The organism is Streptomyces winkii (assembly GCF_032248595.1).
GTDB lineage: Bacteria > Actinomycetota > Actinomycetes > Streptomycetales > Streptomycetaceae > Streptomyces > Streptomyces winkii.
In genome coordinates this window covers 154647-172156 of sequence record NZ_JASTTH010000010.1, presented here as the reverse complement: position 1 = coordinate 172156, position 17510 = coordinate 154647, and the positions used below count along the sequence as shown (strand labels likewise).

At 72.0% G+C, this 17510-nt stretch carries 10 protein-coding genes; 5 read left to right on the top strand and 5 right to left on the bottom strand.

Annotation, left to right across the window (positions count from 1 at the left end):
• Nucleotides 1–5: 5 nt before the first annotated feature.
• Nucleotides 6–1967 carry an ABC transporter ATP-binding protein gene (locus tag QQM67_RS27680; protein WP_314177643.1) on the bottom strand — a complete coding sequence of 654 codons (1962 nt, stop codon included), beginning with the start codon at nucleotides 1965–1967 and terminating at the stop codon, nucleotides 6–8.
• Between the two features lie 149 nt (nucleotides 1968–2116).
• On the opposite strand from QQM67_RS27680, the gene QQM67_RS27675 reads away from it, so the two are divergent.
• The gene (locus QQM67_RS27675; RefSeq protein WP_314177642.1) at nucleotides 2117–5080 is read left to right on the top strand and encodes an FAD-binding and (Fe-S)-binding domain-containing protein; all 2964 of its coding nucleotides are present in this window, start codon (nucleotides 2117–2119) and stop codon (nucleotides 5078–5080) included.
• 132 nt (nucleotides 5081–5212) lie between these two features.
• Here the strand turns inward: QQM67_RS27675 and QQM67_RS27670 are convergent, their stop codons facing one another.
• Together QQM67_RS27670 and QQM67_RS27665 are read right to left on the bottom strand one after the other, a co-directional pair.
• Nucleotides 5213–6580, bottom strand: a complete 1368-nt coding sequence (locus QQM67_RS27670) for an alpha-amylase (protein ID WP_314177753.1) — start codon at nucleotides 6578–6580, stop codon at nucleotides 5213–5215.
• 242 nt (nucleotides 6581–6822) lie between these two features.
• Nucleotides 6823–7509, bottom strand: coding sequence for a L,D-transpeptidase family protein (locus tag QQM67_RS27665; protein ID WP_314177640.1), 687 nt, complete (start codon nucleotides 7507–7509; stop codon nucleotides 6823–6825).
• Between the two features lie 475 nt (nucleotides 7510–7984).
• Between QQM67_RS27665 and QQM67_RS27660 the strand changes: the two genes are divergently transcribed.
• Nucleotides 7985–9880: an ABC transporter ATP-binding protein gene (locus QQM67_RS27660; protein WP_314177637.1), complete on the top strand. Its 1896-nt coding sequence runs from the start codon at nucleotides 7985–7987 to the stop codon at nucleotides 9878–9880.
• The gene (locus QQM67_RS27655) at nucleotides 9877–11682 is read left to right on the top strand and encodes an ABC transporter ATP-binding protein (protein ID WP_314177635.1); all 1806 of its coding nucleotides are present in this window, start codon (nucleotides 9877–9879) and stop codon (nucleotides 11680–11682) included. Before QQM67_RS27660 ends, QQM67_RS27655 begins: the two co-directional genes overlap by 4 nt.
• A 91-nt stretch (nucleotides 11683–11773) precedes the next feature.
• Here the strand turns inward: QQM67_RS27655 and QQM67_RS27650 are convergent, their stop codons facing one another.
• Nucleotides 11774–12568 (bottom strand): metal-dependent hydrolase, encoded by a 795-nt coding sequence (locus QQM67_RS27650; protein ID WP_314177633.1) that lies wholly within the window; start codon nucleotides 12566–12568, stop codon nucleotides 11774–11776.
• 181 nt (nucleotides 12569–12749) lie between these two features.
• On the opposite strand from QQM67_RS27650, the gene QQM67_RS27645 reads away from it, so the two are divergent.
• A complete protein-coding gene (locus QQM67_RS27645) occupies nucleotides 12750–15278 on the top strand; it encodes a DEAD/DEAH box helicase (RefSeq protein ID WP_314177631.1) in 2529 nt (842 codons plus the stop codon).
• A gap of 34 nt (nucleotides 15279–15312) precedes the next feature.
• Entirely contained in the window at nucleotides 15313–16179 is an 867-nt protein-coding gene (locus QQM67_RS27640; protein ID WP_314177629.1) for an acyl-CoA thioesterase, read from the top strand.
• Here QQM67_RS27640 and QQM67_RS27635 read toward each other — a convergent pair.
• On the bottom strand, nucleotides 16160–17278 hold the full coding sequence (locus QQM67_RS27635; protein WP_314177628.1) for a DUF6397 family protein: 1119 nt from the start codon (nucleotides 17276–17278) through the stop codon (nucleotides 16160–16162). The genes QQM67_RS27640 and QQM67_RS27635 overlap by 20 nt on opposite strands.
• Between the last annotated feature and the right edge of the window lie 232 nt (nucleotides 17279–17510).

The window sequence follows — 17510 nt, the reverse complement described above, 5'->3', positions numbered from 1 at the left end:
GACGCTCAGTGCACGGGTGCGTCGGCCGCGTCGGCGGGTGAGCCGCCCTGCGCGGGCGGCTGCGGGGCGCCGGACTGCGAACCGGCGTCTTCCCCGAAGGTCCCGTCCGGCGCAGGGGCCGTGCCGCTGCCCCGCTCGCCGTCCGGCTGCCCGGGGGCGGCGGCGACGCGGGCGTCACGGCGCACCAGCGCCGCGTACAGCCCGTCCGCGGCGAGCAGTTCGTCGTGCGTGCCGCGCTCGGCGACCGTTCCCCCGTCGAGCACGACGATCTGGTCGGCGTCCCGGACCGTGGAGAGACGGTGGGCGATGGTGAGCGTGGTGCGGCCCGCGGACAGCGCGTCGACGGCCTGCTGGACGTCGCGTTCGGTACGGGTGTCCAGCGCGCTCGTCGCCTCGTCCAGGATGAGCACGGGCGGGTCGCGCAGGATCGTACGGGCGAGGGCGAGGCGCTGCTTCTCGCCGCCGGAGAATCGGTAGCCGCGCTCGCCGACGAGGGTGTCGTAACCGTCGGGCAGCGCGGCGATGTGGTCGTGGATCTGCGCGGCTTCGGCGGCGGCCCGCAGCTCCTCCCGTGTCGCGTCGGGCTTGGCGAAGCGCAGGTTGTCGGCGACGGAGGCATGGAAGAGGTACGTCTCCTGGGAGACGACGCCGACGGCCCGGGCGAGCGTGTCGAAGTCGAGGTCGCGTACGTCGACGCCGTCGAGGGTGACGCGGCCGCCGGTCACGTCGTACAGGCGCGGCACGAGATGGCCGAGCGTGCTCTTGCCGGAGCCGGTGGCGCCGACGACGGCGAGCGAGGTGCCCTGGGGCAGGGTCAGGTCGATGCCGTACAGGGTCGGCGGGGCGCCGTCGCCGCCGTACGCGAAGTCGACGTGCTCGAAACGGACTTCGCCCCGTACGTTCTTCAGCCGCACCGGCGAGCGGGGCTCCTCGATGCCGACGGGAAGATCGAGGTATTCGAAGATGCGCTGGAAGAGAGCGAGCGAGGTCTGCATCTCGACGCCCGTCGACAGCAGGGAGACCGTGGGCCGCAGCAGCCCCTGCTGGAGGGTGACGAAGGCGACGAGCGTGCCGATGGAGAAGCCGGGCCCGCCGAAGTGGACGAGCATCCCGGCGGTCCAGTACAGCAGCGCGGGGATCGCGCCCATGACGATGCCGATGGTGGACATCCGCCAGCGGCCCGCCATGTGGGAGCGGACCTCCAGCCCGACCAGCCGCTCGGACTCGCCGGCGAAGTGCCGGGTGAGGGAGTCGGAGCGGCCCATGGTCCGGCCGAGCAGGATGCCGCTGACGGACAGCGACTCGGTGACGAGCGCGGACATCACGGCCATCTGCGCCTGCCGCTGCGTGGTGATCCGCTTGCGCTCCTGTCCGACGCGGCGGCTGACCCAGACGAAGAACGGCAGCAGGAGCAGCGAGGCGACCGTCAGCCGCCAGTCCAGGGCGAGCATGGCGGCGACGGTGGCGACGACGCCGGTGAGGTTGGAGACGAGCGACGTCGCGGTGGAGGTGACGGTCGCCTGCATGCCGCCGATGTCGTTGGCGATGCGGGACTGGACCTCGCCGGTGCGGGTGCGCGTGAAGAACGCCAGCGACATCCGCTGGAGCTTGGCGTAGACGTCGGTGCGCAGGTCGTGCATGACGCGCTGCCCGACGGTCGTCGACAGATACGTCTGGAGCACGTTGAAGACGCTGCTCATGACCGCGATGCCGATCAGCCCGAGCGCGAGGAGGCTCAGCAGTCCGGTGCGCCGGTCCGGGATGGCGACGTCGAGGATCTCGCGGAGCAGGAAGGGCGAGGCGACCGAGACCAGCGAGGAGGCGCCGACGAGGAGTCCGACGACGGCGAGGCGCCCCCGGTAGGGCCGGAAGATGCGCAGGATGCGCCTCAGTTGCCGGGGCTGCTGCTCGGCGGCGGCGTCGCCGTCCTTGGGCGGTGGTGTCCACTCGGTCGTCTCGCTGTGCAACGGGCTCCTCGGGCGTCGGGATTCGGCGTCATTCGAGCCTACGCCCCGGCCGGGGAAGCCCCGGAACGCCGAATCCGGCCGCAACCGCGCCCGTGATCTGGCCCTAGCATGGGCGCACATCCGTACGTACGCGCGCCCCAGGAGAGATCATGCCGCTGCTCGACCCAGGACACGGCGCGCTGCGGCCCCGGACGGACGCCGGCCACGTGCCCGCGCACGACCGGGTCCCGGAGAGCCTGGCGGGCGGCACGCCACAGCCGCTCCGCGGCGACCTGACCCGGCTGCTGGGCGAGGCGAAGGTCCTGTGGAAGGTCTCCGACCTGGTGCGCTACGCCTCCGACGCCAGCCCGTACCGCTTCCTGCCACAGGTCGTGGTGGTCGCCGAGGACACCGACGACGTCTCGAAAGTGCTCGCCTACGCCCGCGAGCGGGGGCGCCAGGTCGTCTTCCGCGCGGCCGGAACATCGCTGAACGGCCAGGCGCAGGGCGAGGACATCCTGGTCGACGTGCGCCGTCACTGGGCGGGCGTGGACGTGCTCGGCGAGGACGGCGCACGCGCACGGATCCGGCCGGGCACGACCGTGGTGCGGGCGAACGCGGCGCTGGCTCCGTACGGGCGGCTCATCGGTCCGGACCCGGCGAGCGCGATCGCCTGCACCGTCGGCGGCGTGGTCGCCAACAACGCCTCCGGCATGACGGCCGGAACGACCCGCAACTCCTACCGCACGGTGGCCTCCCTCACGCTCGTCCTGCCGTCGGGCACGGTCGTGGACACCGGTGCTCCGGACGCCGACGAGCATCTGGCGCGCGCCGAACCGGCGCTCTGCGAAGGGCTCATGGCGCTGAAGGCGGAGATCGAGGCGGACGGGGAGCTCACCGCCCGCATCCGCGCCAAGTACGAGCTGAAGAACACCAACGGCTACCGGCTGGACGCCTTCCTCGACGGCGACTCCCCGGTGAGCATCCTGCGCGGGCTGGCCGTCGGCTCGGAGGGCACCCTCGGATTCATCTCCGAGGTCGTCTTCGACACGCTCCCGCTGCACCGCCGTACGTCCACGGCGCTGCTGTTCTTCCCCTCGCTCGCGGCGGCCGCCTCGGCGGTGCCCCGCTTCAACGAGGCGGGCGCGATGGCCGTCGAGCTGATGGACGGGAACACGCTGCGCGCCTCGGTGAGCGTGGCGGGCGTACCGGCCGACTGGGCCGAGCTGCCGAAGGGCACGGCGGCGCTGCTGGTGGAGTTCCGGACTCCGGACGAGGCGGCGCAGACGGAGCGGGAGCGGGAGGCCGACGCGGTGCTGGCGGACCTCGAACTGGTCGCGCCCGTACTGTCGGTGACCAACGCCTTCACCCGCGACCCGAAGACCATCGGCTTCTACTGGAAGGCCCGCAAGGCCTTCGTCTCGGCGGTGGGCGGCTCCCGCCCGTCCGGCACGACGCTGATCACCGAGGACTTCGCGGTGCCGCCCTCCCGTCTCGCGGAGGCGTGCGAGGCGCTGCTGGCCCTTCAGGAGCGGCACGGCTTCGACGCCGCCGTCGCCGGGCACGCCGCGCACGGCAATCTGCACTTCCTGCTCGCGTTCGACGCCGCGAAGGACGGGGACGTGGCGCGCTACGCGGCGTTCATGGACGACTTCTGCCGGCTGACGGTCGAGCGCTTCGACGGCTCGCTCAAGGCCGAGCACGCCACCGGCCGGAACATCGCGCCCTTCCTCCAGCTGGAGTGGGGCGAGCGGGCCACCGAGCTGATGTGGCGCATCAAGCAGACCGTCGACCCGGAGGGCGTGCTGGCGCCCCGCGTACTGCTGGACCGCGACCCGAAGGCCCACCTGCGGGGTCTGAAGTCGATCCCGGAGGTCGAGGCCGTCGCCGACCCGTGCATCGAGTGCGGCTTCTGCGAACCCACCTGCCCCAGCGGCGACTTGACGACCACACCGCGCCAGCGCATCGTGCTGCGCCGCGAGATGCTGCGCCAGCCGGGCGCGTCCGCCGTGAACGAGAGCCTGCTGGAGAGCTACGGCTACGACGCCGTCGACACCTGCGCCGGGGACTCGACGTGCGCCCTCGCGTGCCCCGTCGGCATCGACACGGGCGCGATGATGAAGGACTTCCGGCACCGGCGTCACTCGCCGCGCGAGGAGCGCAACGCGGAGCGCGCGGCCCGGCGCTTCCACCTCGTCGAGCGGTCGGCGCGGCTGGCCGTGGCCGCCGCGGACGGGCTGCGCCGCAAGGTACTGCCCAAGCGGGGTGAGCGGCTGCTGGAGTCGCTGACGGGCGCGGCACGCAGGGCCGTGCGCCCCGATCTCGTCCCCGAGTGGCTGCCGCAGATCCCCTCGGCGGCGGCGAAGCGCCTGCCGGCCACGGACCGCGAAGGCGCCGCCGCTGTGTACTACCCGGCGTGCGTCAACCGCATCTTCGGCGAACCGGACGGCTACGAGGGCCCTTCGCTGCCGCAGTCCATGGTGATCGTCTCGGCGCGTGCCGGGCGGCCGGTCTGGATTCCCGAGGACGTCGTGGGCACCTGCTGCGCGACGATCTGGCACTCCAAGGGGTACGAGGCGGGCAACGCGCTGATGGCCGACCGCATCCTGGAGGCCGCCTGGCGCTGGACGGACGGCGGGGAGCTGCCGCTGGTGGTGGACGCCTCGTCCTGCACGCTGGGCATCGGCGAGGAGGTCGTGCCGTATCTCAGCCCGGCCAACCGCAAGCTGCACGAACGGCTGACGGTGATCGACTCGGTCGCGTGGGCGGCGGAGGAACTGCTGCCGCGCCTGACGGTCGAGCGGCGCGCGGGCTCCGCCGTGGTCCATCCGACGTGCTCCATGCAACACCTCGGCGAGACCGAGCAGTTGCGTGCCGTGGCGCAGGCGTGCGCGGAGGAGGTCGTCGTCCCGGTGGACGCACGCTGCTGCGGGTTCGCGGGCGACAGGGGCATGCTGCACAAGGAGCTGACCGCCTCCGCCACGGCCCGGGAGGCGGCGGAGGTGACGGCGCGGGACTTCGACGCGTATCTGTCAGCGAACCGCATGTGCGAGGTCGGCATGGACCACGCGACGGGCGGGCGGGGCTACCGTTCGGTGCTGCTGGAGCTGGAGAGGGCGACCCGGCCCGACTGACCCGTGACGGCAGTGAGTTGGGCACGGAGTTCTCGCTGCGTACGAACCGCCGTCTCCCGGGGCTTCCGCCGGGCCCGCCCGGCCGCCCGCTCGCGAACCTGCTCGTAAGCGGACGGCCTCGGCTCGTGCCGCCTACTGCCTGGCGCCGACGTGCAGCGCCAGCACGCCCTTCGCCGGGACCGTGGCCTCGGCCTTGCCGTCGTCTCCGACGGTGACCGTGTTGCCGTCGCACTTGTCCGCCGGCGCCTTCGCGACGTTGCAGTACGTACCGGCGGGCAGCGACGTCGAGAACGTCCGTTTCACCTCGCCGTCCCCCGCGTTGAGCGCGACGAAGCCCTTGCCCGCGCGTGCGAACGACAGGGCGCCGCCCTCGGACCACCAGTCGGTCAACTCGGCGTCGCCGACGGTGTTGTGGAAGCCGACCATGCCGGTGATCGCCTGCTGGGCGTGCATGTCCGTCCAGCCCTCGCCGCCGCCGGGAGGCCCGGCGTCCTTGTCCGACCACTCGTAGCCGGAGAAGACGTTGGGCGAGCCGTAAGGGTGCGCCAGCATGAAGGCGTTGGCGAGCTTGTAGAGGTCGCCGTCCTTGTAGGTGAGCGTCGAGCCGTTGCGTTCGGTGTCCCAGTTGTCGACGAACGTACGGGCCTGCCCGGCGGGCAGCTTGCCGTCGGCGAGGTTCTTCAGGCCGCCGACGTCGCCGCCCTGGAGGGCGCTCTTGAGGTGCTTGCCGTAGCGGAACTCGTCCACATCGCCGAGGCCCGTGTACTCCTCGGGCTGCACGGCCTCGCCGTCGCCCTGGATCACTTCGGACACCCAGAAGCCGGGGTCGGCCATCTTGCCCTTGATCGCCTTGAGGTCGTCGGCGGACATGTGCTTGGCGGCGTCGATGCGGAATCCGTCGACGCCCATCTCCTTGAGGCCGTCCAGATACTCGGCGATCGTCGAGCGCACCTTGTCGCTGCCGGTGTCGAGGTCCGACAGGCTCACGAGCTCGCAGGTCTGCACGTTCTCCCGGTTGCCGTAGTCGGAGATGTCCTTGCGGCAGGCGTGGAAGTCGGAGTCGCCATAGGTGCCCGGGTAGTCGTACTTGCTGTACTGAGTGCCGCCGGTGCCCGTACCGGAGTCGGCGGCCATGTGGTTGATCACCGCGTCGGCGATCACCTTCACGCCCGCCTCGTGGCAGGCGGCGACCATGCTCTTGAACGCGTCCGCGTCACCGAGCCGTCCGGAGATCTTGTAGCTCACGGGCTGGTACGAGGTCCACCACTGGTCGCCCTTGATGTGCTCGCTGGCGGGAGAGACCTCGACGTACCCGTAGCCGGCGGGGCCGAGGGTGTCGGTGCACTCCTTGCCGACATCGGTGTACGGCTTCTCGAACAGCGTTGCCGTGACGGTCCTTTCGCCCGGCGGCGCCGCCTGAGTCGGCCATGCCGTGACGGCCGTGATGCCGCCCGCTGCCAGGACCGCGGCCGTGCCCGCGCAGATCAGACGCTTGTTCATCATCGTTGCGGCTCCTTCGTCGTCGGACACAGATGTGCCGAAGAAGGCAGCCACGCGCCAGGCCGCCGTGGGGGGTTGGAAAGCGAGCCTGCCGCCGTCCTCGCGTGCACGTCAAGATGTGGAGCAAGCGTTTCCAGCCCCTTTCAGAAAACTCTTGCTTGAGGGCGGGGCCCGCCAACGCCCGCCTCCGGGGCCGTGGTTGAAAGGTCGCAGGCGGCGCCGCTCTCGGCCGTGCCCCTGCGCTACCGGGCCAGGTCCGCCCTGTCCCCCATGACCACCGACGGGTGCTTGTCCGGGTCGAGCGTCCGCAGCAGATACTCCATGCCGGCCCGCGGGATGCTCACGCAGCCGGACGTGCCGCTGCCGTGGTCGAGGTGCAGCCAGATGAACCCGCCCTTGGCGGCACCGTCGGGGCGCCTCGGGTCGAGCGGCGAGTTGCCCTTGGCGCGGTTGTAGTCGATGGCGATGACGTGGTCGAAGTCGTGCCGGGTCTTCTTCGGCCAGTACGAGGGCGGGGTGAAGGCGGCGCTGGCGACGTAGGGCAGCTTCGCGTCCGGTGCGGGACGCACGCCGCCGGCGTCGCTGAGGGTGAAGACTCCGACGGGGCTGCGCTTGTCGCCTTCGTGGTGGTCGCGGGTCCAGCCCTTGCGTCCGTTGTGCGCCGGCCAGCCGCGGTCGCGGACCCACTTCTCGCCCTTCTTGACGAAGAGCCGTACCGTCGCCGCCGCGGAGTCCTCGCCCCTGCCGTAGACGGCGACCACCTGGCGGGACTCGTCCGGGATCCGCTTGTGCAGCGCGTCCCCCACGCCGGGGACGCGGGTGGGGTCGGTCTTGCGGGCCGCGTCGCCGCGGTGTGCCTCACCGTGCGGCTTCTCTGCGGCCCCCGTATCGGCGCCGCCGCACGCCGCGAGCGATGAGGCGAGGACCACGGCCGCCGCACCGGCCAGCGCCCTCCTCGCTGCCCGCGCTGTCCTGGCTGATCCCGCCGTCCCGCCTGTCACCGCTGACGTCGCCGCTCTCGCGTTCCTCGCCGTCCGCGTCGTTGCCACCGCCCCCGAACGGCCCAGCGGCGCCCGCGTCTTCCGCACTTGTGACTCCCCAGTCCTGCGCATACCCACCATCGTCCCACTCTCCCGGCGGCGGACCACGTCCGACTGGACGCGGACACCACGAAGTCGCCGGAGGCGGAGCGCCGTTGAGGGCGCGGCCACTCCGGGGCGCCGCGAGGGCGCTCGGCGCCGCGTATCCGGGACCTGCGGGAGCGGTCCGCGGGGGCGTGTCCACCACCTGGAAAACCCGTTGCGTAGCGGCACTGACACGGCGAGTCTTGCGAGGCGGCCACCACACCCCTCGCCGAGCCGCCACACACCGGGTCACCACTCGCACCGACTGCTCTGGGACGTCATGCAGATTCGCGATCTTCCGTATCCCGATCCCGGCGTGCCCGATGTGCGGTCCGGTCCGCGCTTTCTGCTGTGGCTGGGCCGCATGCAGCTGGGAGGCCAGGCCAAGGCGCTGGGCTGGGGCACGCTGCACATGGCGTCCGTGGCCCTCGTCCCGGCGGTGGTCGGCCTGGCGCTGCAAGCCGTGGTCGGCGATTCGTGGCGGGGCCTGGCCACGGCAGGAGCGATGCTCGCCGTCATCGCCGTCACCGTGACGCTCGGCGACACGATGCTCCACCGCACGGCGATCACTAACTGGATCACGGCCGCCGCACGGGTGCAGCAGCTGCTGGCCCGCAGGACGGCAGCTCTCGGTGCGACGCTCACCCAGCGGGTCGCCGCGGGCGAGGTGGTGGCGGTCTCGACCGGCGACATCGAGAAGATCGGCTGGTGCGTGGAGTCCGCGTCGCGGTTCAGCGCGGCGCTGCTGACCACCGTCGGCGTCTGCGTGGGGCTGGTGTTCTACGAACCGCAGCTGGGGGTGCTCGTCTCGGCCGGGATGGTGGTGCTGGCCGTCACCGTCCTTCCGCTGCTGCCGCGCGCCACGCGCCGTGCCGATCTCCAGCGCGAGAAGGCGGGACGGGCCACCGAGCTGGCAGCGGACACCGTCGCCGGGCTGCGCGTGCTGCGGGGCATCGGCGGCGAGGAGCTGTTCCTCACGCGGTACCGGCGGGCGTCCCAGGAGGTCCGCCGCGCGGCGGTGCGCACGGCACGCATGTGGGCGCTGATCGAGGCCGTCCAGATCGCGCTTCCCGGGCTGCTCCTCGTGGGCGTGGTGTGGCACGGAACGCGCCTCGCCCTGGACGGGCGCATCGGCGTCGGCGAACTCGTCACGGTCTACGGGGCTGTCTCCTTTCTGCTCTTCCCGCTGCGCCTCTTCCAGGAGTTCGCCATGGCCTACTCCTTCTCGCGTCCGTCCGCGCAGCGCGCGGTCCGCGTCCTGTCCCTGCGCAGGGGCAGCGGAGACGGTGCGGACGGGGAAGGCGCCGGTTCCCAAGGCACGGACGGCACCGGCCCGGAGGCGGACGACGCCCTCGGCGGCGACCTCCTCGACCCCGTGACCGGACTGCTCGCTCCCGCGGGGCAGTTGACCGCCGTGGTGTGCGGCGACCCGGAGGCGTCGGGCAAGCTGGCGGACCGGCTGGGCGGCCACTCGCCGGAGCACGACGGGGCCGCCTCCGTTCTCCTCGGAGGCGTGCCGCTCGACGGCGTGCCGCTCGCGAGCGCACGCGCGGCGGTGCTCGTCCAGGACAAGGACCCGGTGCTGCTGTCGGGCACCCTGCGCGAACTCCTCGACGTGCCGCGGTCGGGAGCCGTGCCCGCGCGGCGCGCGCTGGAGGCCGCACAGTGCGGCGACGTGCTGGACGCGCTGGCGCAGGGCAGCCCGGAGGCCGAGGGCGACCCGCTCGACGCGTCCGTCACCGAGCGCGGGCGGTCCCTCTCGGGCGGGCAGCGGCAGCGGCTCGCGCTGGCCCGCTCGCTGGTCGCCGACCCCCAAGTGCTGGTGCTCGACGAACCGACGTCGGCGGTGGACGCGCACACCGAGGCCCGCATCGCCCAGTCGCTGCGCGAGGTGCGTGCGGGACGCACGACGGTCGTCTTCTCATCGAGTCCGCTGATGCTGGACCAGGCGGAGCAGGTCGTCCTGGTGCGCGGCGGCGAGGTGCTCGCTTCGGGCCGGCACCGCGAACTGCTGCACACGCACGCCGCATACCGCGCCGTCGTCACGCGCGAGCCGGAGGAGGACGGAGGACCGGCCGACGGAGCAGGCGCGCGGGCCGGGGCCGCGCCGGACTCCGCTCCGGCGCTCGGCGGCCACACCCGACTCGCACAGGCAGAAGGAGCCGAACCCGCATGACCGCCTCCACGGGCGGCGCCACCATCGGCGTCGCACCGCCCGGCTACGACCCGGCCGCCTCGGAGAACGCGACGACGCTTCCGGTCGGCGGGCCCACCACGGTCCGCGGTTACGTGCGCGAGCTGCTGCGGCGGCACCGGCGCGCCTTCGTGACGCTCGTGCTCGTCAACACCGTGGCCGTGCTGGCCTCGATGGCGGGCCCGTATCTGCTCGGCGGCCTCGTCGAAGATCTCACCTCCGGCTCCCGGGATCTCCAACTGGGCCGTGTCGTCGGCCTGTTCGTCCTGGCACTGGCCGTCCAGAGCCTCTTCGTGCGGGAAGTGCGGCTGCGCGGGGCGATGCTCGGCGAGAGGATGCTGGCCGACCTGCGCGAGGACTTCCTCGTACGGTCGGTCGCGCTGCCGCCCGGAGTCCTGGAGCGCGCGGGCACGGGCGATCTGCTCTCCCGGATCACCACGGACATCGACCGCCTCGCCAACGCGATGCGCGAGGCGGTGCCGCAGCTGTCCATCGGCGTCGTATGGACCGCGCTGCTCCTCGGCGCGCTGACGGCCACCGCGCCGCCCCTGGCGCTTGCGGTGCTCATCGCGCTGCCGGTCCTGCTGATCGGCTGCCGCTGGTACTACCGCCGCGCACCGAGCGCCTACCGCTCGGAGGCCGCCGGATACGCCGCGGTCGCCGGGGCCCTGGCCGAGACGGTCGACGCGGGCCGCACGGTGGAGGCCCACCGGCTGGGCGAGCGCCGCATCGCGCTGTCTGAGCGGCGGATCTCTCAGTGGACCGCGTGGGAGCGCTACACGCTCTGGCTGCGCTCCGTCCTCTTCCCCGTCGTCAACGTCACCAACCTGCTGCTCGTGGCGGGCGTACTGATCATCGGCGGCACCTTCGTCCTGTGGGGCTGGATCGGCGTGGGGCAGCTGACGACGGGCGCGCTGCTGGCGCAGATGCTCTTCGAACCGGTCGGGCTGATCCTGCGCTGGTACGACGAACTCCAGGTCGCCCAAGTCTCGTTGGGCCGCCTCGTCGGAGTCCGGGAGATCGAGCCGGACTCCGGTGACCGGCGAATCGCGCCTCAGGGACGCGAACTGCACGCCGAGGACGTGCGGTTCGGCTACCGCACCGGCACCGACGTGCTGCACGGCGTGACGATGCGCGTGCCGCCCGGCACTCGCGTGGCCCTCGTGGGCCCGTCGGGGGCGGGCAAGTCGACCCTGGGGCGGCTGCTGGCAGGAATCTACGGCCCGCGCACCGGCCATGTCGCCCTGGGCGAGGCCGAGTTGTCGCGGATGCCCGCGGAGCGGGTGCGCCGTCACGTCGCGCTCGTCAACCAGGAGCACCACGTGTTCGTCGGATCGCTCCGCGACAATCTCCTGCTTGCCCGTACGGGCGCGAGCGACGCCGAACTGTGGGCCGCGCTCGGCGCGGTGGACGCCGAGGAGTGGGCGCGGTCGCTGCCTGACGGCCTGGACAGCGAGATCGGCTCCGGCGGGATCTTCGTGGCCCCGGCGCACGCGCAGCAGATCGCGCTGGCGCGGCTGGTGCTGGCCGACCCGCACACGCTGGTGCTGGACGAGGCGACGTCGCTGCTGGATCCGCGCGCCGCACGGCATCTGGAGCGGTCGCTGGCGCAGGTGCTCCACGGACGCACCGTCGTCGCGATCGCCCACCGGCTGCACACCGCCCACGACGCGGACGTGATCGCCGTCGTGGAGGAGGGCAGGATCAGCGAACTCGGCCGCCACGACACCCTCGTCGCACAGGACGGCGCGTACGCGGCCCTGTGGCGCTCCTGGCACAGCTGAACGCACCCGGAGGCCCATGCCCCGGCCGCCCATGCGGCCGACCTGGGGCGTCGCTCCTGCCGGAGCGCCGCCGGCCCGCCCCGGGCGGGAGTCAGCCTATGAGGCCGAGGGCGAAGAGGCCGCCCACGCCGCCGAGGAGCATGAACAGGGGCATCAGCAGCCAGGTCTCGACCCACGCTCCCGCGCGGAAGCGCATGAACTGCGGCGTGCCCAGCGGATACCAGCGCTTTCCGCTTATCGGCACAGGCCACAGGATCGGGCAGCCCGAAATGGTGATCGCGTCGCCGATGTTGTGCACCAGCGCCCCCAGCACGATCGGCAGACCGAGCCACAGATACTCCTGGCCCGGGGCCTCGAAGAGCCAGCTCGCACCGTTGCCCGGCTTGTCGAGGACCTCGGCCAGGATCCACGCGCTCGTCGCGCCCAGCAGCCACACCAGGACGTCGCTGGAGACCCGGGCGGCGCGCCACAGCAGCCCCTCCACGGCGAGCACCATGTGTATGAAGAGGATCACCAGCACCGCCCAGCGGCCGCCGAAGACGGCCGCCGCCGAGAACCCGGCACCGAGGAAGAGCGCCCAGGGCCAGGTGTGGGTGAGCGTGCGGTGCCCGCCGGAGCGGCGCCGCTCGCCCTGTCCGCGGGTGGCGTTGTAGACGGCTTCGGAGAGCTTGTCGATCACTCCGCACAGGGCTCTGGAGAGTGGCCCGAAGGCGCGGGAGATGGTGGCCGACTTGTGGTCGAGGTCCGGGGCGAGCGCCGCGCCCGAGCTGATCAGGGCGCCCGCGAGGAGCACGGGCCAGGGCATCGGGTGGTCCAGTGCCGCCGCCATGGCTCCCGCTCCCAGCCACGCCGCCGCCCCCGACAGCGAATGCGCCGGTCCCATCATGTCCGTCCCCCACCCCTGTGGCTGCTCGCGATGGCGCCGCGCAGGGCAGGCTCCGGCCCCAACTGGCCGCCGTGAGCGCTCTGATCGCCGAGCCTGCTGACGCCTTGTCGGCGACACAGCGTATCGGCCGATGATCACGGGACGACCACCGGTTCCCGTAAGGGGACGGCAGGAAGGCAGTATGGGGTGCGTGACAGCCACCCTCATCGATCAGATTCCGAGCGACGCCGACCCCGACGCCCTCTACGAGGCCTTCTCCGGCTGGGCGGAGGAGAGGGGCATCTCGCTGTACCCCGCGCAGGAGGAGGCGCTGATCGAGGTGGTCTCCGGGGCGAACGTGATCCTCTCCACCCCGACCGGCTCCGGAAAGAGCCTGGTGGCCGCGGGTGCCCACTTCGCCGCCCTCGCCCGCGACGACGTCACCTTCTACACGGCCCCGATCAAGGCGCTCGTCTCGGAGAAGTTCTTCGACTTGTGCAAGATCTTCGGCACGGAGAACGTCGGGATGCTCACCGGCGACGCCTCCGTCAACGCCGACGCCCCCGTGATCTGCTGCACTGCCGAAGTGCTCGCGTCGATCGCGCTGCGCGACGGCGACCAGGCCGACATCGGCCAGGTGGTGATGGACGAGTTCCACTTCTACGCCGAACCCGACCGCGGCTGGGCCTGGCAGATCCCCCTTCTGGAGCTGCCCCAGGCGCAGTTCGTGCTGATGTCGGCGACGCTCGGCGACGTCTCGCGCTTCGAAGAGGACCTCACGCGGCGCACGGGCCGCGACACCGCGGTCGTACGCTCTGCCAGCCGCCCCGTGCCGCTGTCGTACGAGTACCGCACCACCACGCTCACCGAGACGGTCACGGAGCTGCTGGAGACCCGTCAAGCTCCGGTCTACATCGTCCACTTCACGCAGGCGCAGGCCGTGGAGCGCGCGCAGGCGCTGATGAGCATCAACATGTGCACCCGCGCCGAGAAGGACGAGATCGCCAAGATCATCGGCAACTTCCGTTTCACCACCCGCTTCGGCCGCAACCTCTCGCGGTACGTCCGGCACGGCGTCGGCGTGCACCACGCGGGCATGCTGCCCAAGTACCGCAGGCTCGTGGAACGCCTCGCTCAGGCGGGCCTGCTGAAGGTCATCTGCGGCACGGACACCCTCGGCGTCGGCGTCAACGTCCCCATCCGCACGGTGCTGTTCACCGCGCTCACCAAATACGACGGCACCCGCGTGCGCACGCTGCGAGCCAGGGAGTTCCACCAGATCGCCGGCCGCGCCGGGCGGGCAGGCTTCGACACCTCCGGCTTCGTCGTCGCCCAGGCGCCCGAGCACGTCGTCGAGAACGAGAAGGCACTCGCCAAGGCCGGGGACGACCCGAAGAAGCGCCGCAAGGTCGTGCGCAAGAAGGCCCCCGAAGGGTTCGTCAACTGGGGGCAGCAGACGTTCGAGAAGCTCATCGCCTCCGATCCCGAGCCGCTCACCTCCCGCTTCCGCGTGACCCACGCGATGCTGCTGTCCGTCATCGCGCGGCCGGGCGACCCCTTCGTGCAGATGCGCAAGCTGCTGGAGGACAACCACGAGGACCGCCGCTCCCAACTGCGGCACATCCGCAGGGCGATCGCCGTCTACCGCTCGCTGCTGGACGGAGGAGTCGTCGAGCAGCTCGACGAGCCCGACGCGCAGGGCCGCACCGTGCGGCTGACCGTCGACCTCCAGCAGGACTTCGCGCTCAACCAGCCCCTGTCCACCTTCGCGCTCGCGGCCTTCGACCTGCTGGAGCCCGAATCCCCCTCCTACGCCCTGGACATGGTCTCCGTCGTCGAGTCGACGCTCGACGACCCCCGGCAGATCCTGGCCGCGCAGACCAACAAGGCCAAGGGCGAGGCCGTCGCGCAGATGAAGGCCGACGGGATCGAGTACGAGGAGCGGATGGAACGGCTGATGGACATCAGCCACCCTCAGCCGCTCGACGAGCTCCTCTTCCACGCCTACGGCCTCTACCGCAAGTCCCATCCGTGGGTCGGCGACCACCCTCTCTCCCCCAAGTCCGTCGTCCGCGACATGTACGAACGGGCCATGACCTTCGCGGAGTTCGTCTCCTTCTACGAACTGGCCCGCACCGAGGGGATCGTGCTGCGCTACCTCGCCGGGGCCTACAAGGCGCTCGAGCACACCGTCCCCGACGAGAAGAAGTCCGAGGACTTCCAGGACATCGTCGAGTGGCTCGGGGAGATGGTCCGTCAGGTCGACTCCAGCCTGCTGGACGAGTGGGAGCAATTGGCCAACCCCGAGGAGGAGAGCGCCGAGGAGGCGCAGGAACGCGCCGACCACGTCCGGCCCGTCACCGCCAACTCCCGTGCCTTCCGCGTGCTCGTGCGCAACGCCATGTTCCGCCGGGTCGAACTCGCCGCGCTGGACAAGGCCGCTGAACTGGGCGAGTTGGACGCCGAGTCCGGCTGGGACGAGGACGCATGGGCCGAGGCGCTGGACGCGTACTGGGACGAGTACGACGACCTCGGCACCGGGCCCGACGCCCGCGGCCCCGCGCTTCTGCGGATCGAGGAGGTGCCCGAGGAGGCGCTGTGGCGCGTCCGGCAGACCTTCGCCGACCCCGAAGGCGACCGCGACTGGGGCATCTCCGCCGAGGTCGACCTGACCGCCTCCGACGAGGAGGGCCGTGCCGTGATCAAGGTGACCGACGTGGGCCGGCTGTGAACGGCCCGCGCCACGTGGAAGAGGAGCGCGCCGAATGACCAGCCCCGCCGAGCAGCTCGCCGGGCTCCTCGACCTGGAGCAGATCGAGATCAACATCTTCCGCGGACGCAGCCCGCGGGAGAACCTCCAGCGGGTCTTCGGCGGCCAGGTCGCCGGGCAGGCCCTCGTCGCCGCGGGGCGCACCACGGACGGGCAGCGCCCGGTGCACTCCCTGCACGCGTACTTCCTGCGGCCGGGCGTGCCCGGGGTGCCCATCGTGTACCAGGTCGAACGGGTGCGGGACGGCCGCTCGTTCACCACCCGTCGCGTCGTGGCAGTGCAGCAGGGCCGGACCATCTTCAATCTCACCGCCTCCTTCCATCAGCCGGAACTCGGCATCGACCACCAGGTCCCGATGCCTGACGTGCCGGACCCGGAGAGCCTCCCGAGACTGGCCGACGAGATCCGCGACCGTCTCGGGGAGCTTCCCGAGTCCCTGGAGCGCATGGAGCGCCGCATGGCGTTCGACATCCGCTACGTGGAGCGGCTGCGCTGGGACACGGGGACGCTGCGCGACGCGGAACCGCGCAGCGGCGTGTGGATGCGGGCAATCGGATCCCTCGGCGAGGACCCGCTCGTGCACACCTGCGCCCTCACCTACGCCAGCGACATGACGCTCCTCGACGCCGTACGCATCCCCGTGGAGCCGCTGTGGGGCCCGCGGGGCTTCGACATGGCCTCCCTGGATCACGCGATGTGGTTCCACAGGCCCTTCCGCGCGGACGAGTGGTTCCTGTACCAGCAGGAGTCACCCATCGCGACGGGCGGCCGGGGGCTGGCACGTGGCCAGATCTTCGACCGCGAGGGCCAGTTGATCGTCTCGGTGATGCAGGAGGGCCTGTTCAGAAAGCTCGGCGGCTGACCCCCGGCACGCTTGCCCGTAGGAGTGCGGGATCCCTGTGCCGCGGGGTCGGGCACTGCCTCGCGGCGCGCAGCGCGTTCAGCACACGTGCCCTGTCCACGACCGCATGCGCCTTCGCGCGGACTGCGGCATCGCCCGGGAGCCGTCCCCGCTCCGCATGCCGCGCTGCCCGAGCCTTCCCCTGCGGACAACCGCCGGGACCGCCCGTACCGGACGCAGAGCCGACGGTGCCGAGAGCGTCGACAGCTCCGAGCAGCCCACCAGGACCGCCGGAACCGCCGGGCCGGGGAACCATCGCCCGCCCTGTGGGCCGGTCCTCGGCGCGAGCGCTCTCCAAGTCGGCCGCGAGCATGAGCCGTTGCCAGAAGACCTCGTCCTCGGCGGTCGCCGTGCACAGCTCCTCGGCGACCTCCCGGACGACGGCGGACCGGCCGCGCAGCGGCACCAGTTCGGGCTTCAGAGCGCGCAGCCGGGCACGCTCGGCGGCGTCCGGGACCGCTTCCGCCAGTACGTCGTCATCGAGTACCGCCGCACGCGCGGCGGCCGCCTCCCACGGCCCGTCGGCCTGGCGGCACAGCCGGCCGACGCGGCGGCCGCGCCAGTGCCCGGCCCGCAAGTCCACACCCTCCGCCAGCAGCATGCGCAGCCCACGGGGAAGCCGCCCCGAGAGCAGCTCCGGACGGCTCTCGGCGAAGGCGCTCAACTCCCTCGCCGGATACAGCCACACCACCGTCAGATAGCGGTTCACATAGAACCGCACGGGACTGAAGCAGCCGCCCCGCGCGAGCCGCGCGAAGCGCGACGCGGTGATGCCGAGCAGCTGTGCACCTCCGCCCGCGTCCACCACGCGCAGCCTCTCCCGCAGCCCGTCCGGAAAGTCCTCCGCGGCGCGGAGCCTTTCGAGTTCCGCCCGCGGCACCCTCCGGCGCGGCGGCCCTTCGGCCGCCGCCGCACCCGCCCCGGACCACGCGGGCCCCACGGGCACCGCAGGGTCCGCTGACGCGGTGCGCGCGCCGCGCACCGTGCGCACCTCTCCCAGCTCCACGGCGAGCGCCATCGCACCGGGGCTCAGGCCCAGTTCCCTCGCGGCCGTGCTCATCGCGACATCGTCCGGCATCGTCTTCCCCCGTCGTCACATCGTTCCGTTCGTCACCAGCAGCCGTTCAGCTACTGACAGTGACGAGAGTAGACGGTGAAGAAAGATCCCGCCGCGCCCTGTGGATAACTCCGCGACGAGACCACCGGAGCCGGCACGCACGCCGCCGACCTGCCCCGACTTGGCCCGGCTCGTGCCGAGTCGTGCCGATCCGCGGGCCCCGGCCCCTGCCCGT

Bases quoted from the DNA above. Each gene is read 5' to 3' on its own strand.
- QQM67_RS27645 (WP_314177631.1), top strand. From the start codon at position 12,750: ATGGGGTGCGTGACAGCCACCCTCATCGATCAGATTCCGAGCGACGCC.
- QQM67_RS27640 (WP_314177629.1), top strand. From the start codon at position 15,313: ATGACCAGCCCCGCCGAGCAGCTCGCCGGGCTCCTCGACCTGGAGCAG.
- QQM67_RS27675 (WP_314177642.1), top strand. From the start codon at position 2,117: ATGCCGCTGCTCGACCCAGGACACGGCGCGCTGCGGCCCCGGACGGAC.
- QQM67_RS27635 (WP_314177628.1), bottom strand. From the start codon at position 17,278: ATGAGCACGGCCGCGAGGGAACTGGGCCTGAGCCCCGGTGCGATGGCG.
- QQM67_RS27660 (WP_314177637.1), top strand. From the start codon at position 7,985: ATGCAGATTCGCGATCTTCCGTATCCCGATCCCGGCGTGCCCGATGTG.
- QQM67_RS27650 (WP_314177633.1), bottom strand. From the start codon at position 12,568: ATGATGGGACCGGCGCATTCGCTGTCGGGGGCGGCGGCGTGGCTGGGA.
- QQM67_RS27670 (WP_314177753.1), bottom strand. From the start codon at position 6,580: ATGAACAAGCGTCTGATCTGCGCGGGCACGGCCGCGGTCCTGGCAGCG.
- QQM67_RS27655 (WP_314177635.1), top strand. From the start codon at position 9,877: ATGACCGCCTCCACGGGCGGCGCCACCATCGGCGTCGCACCGCCCGGC.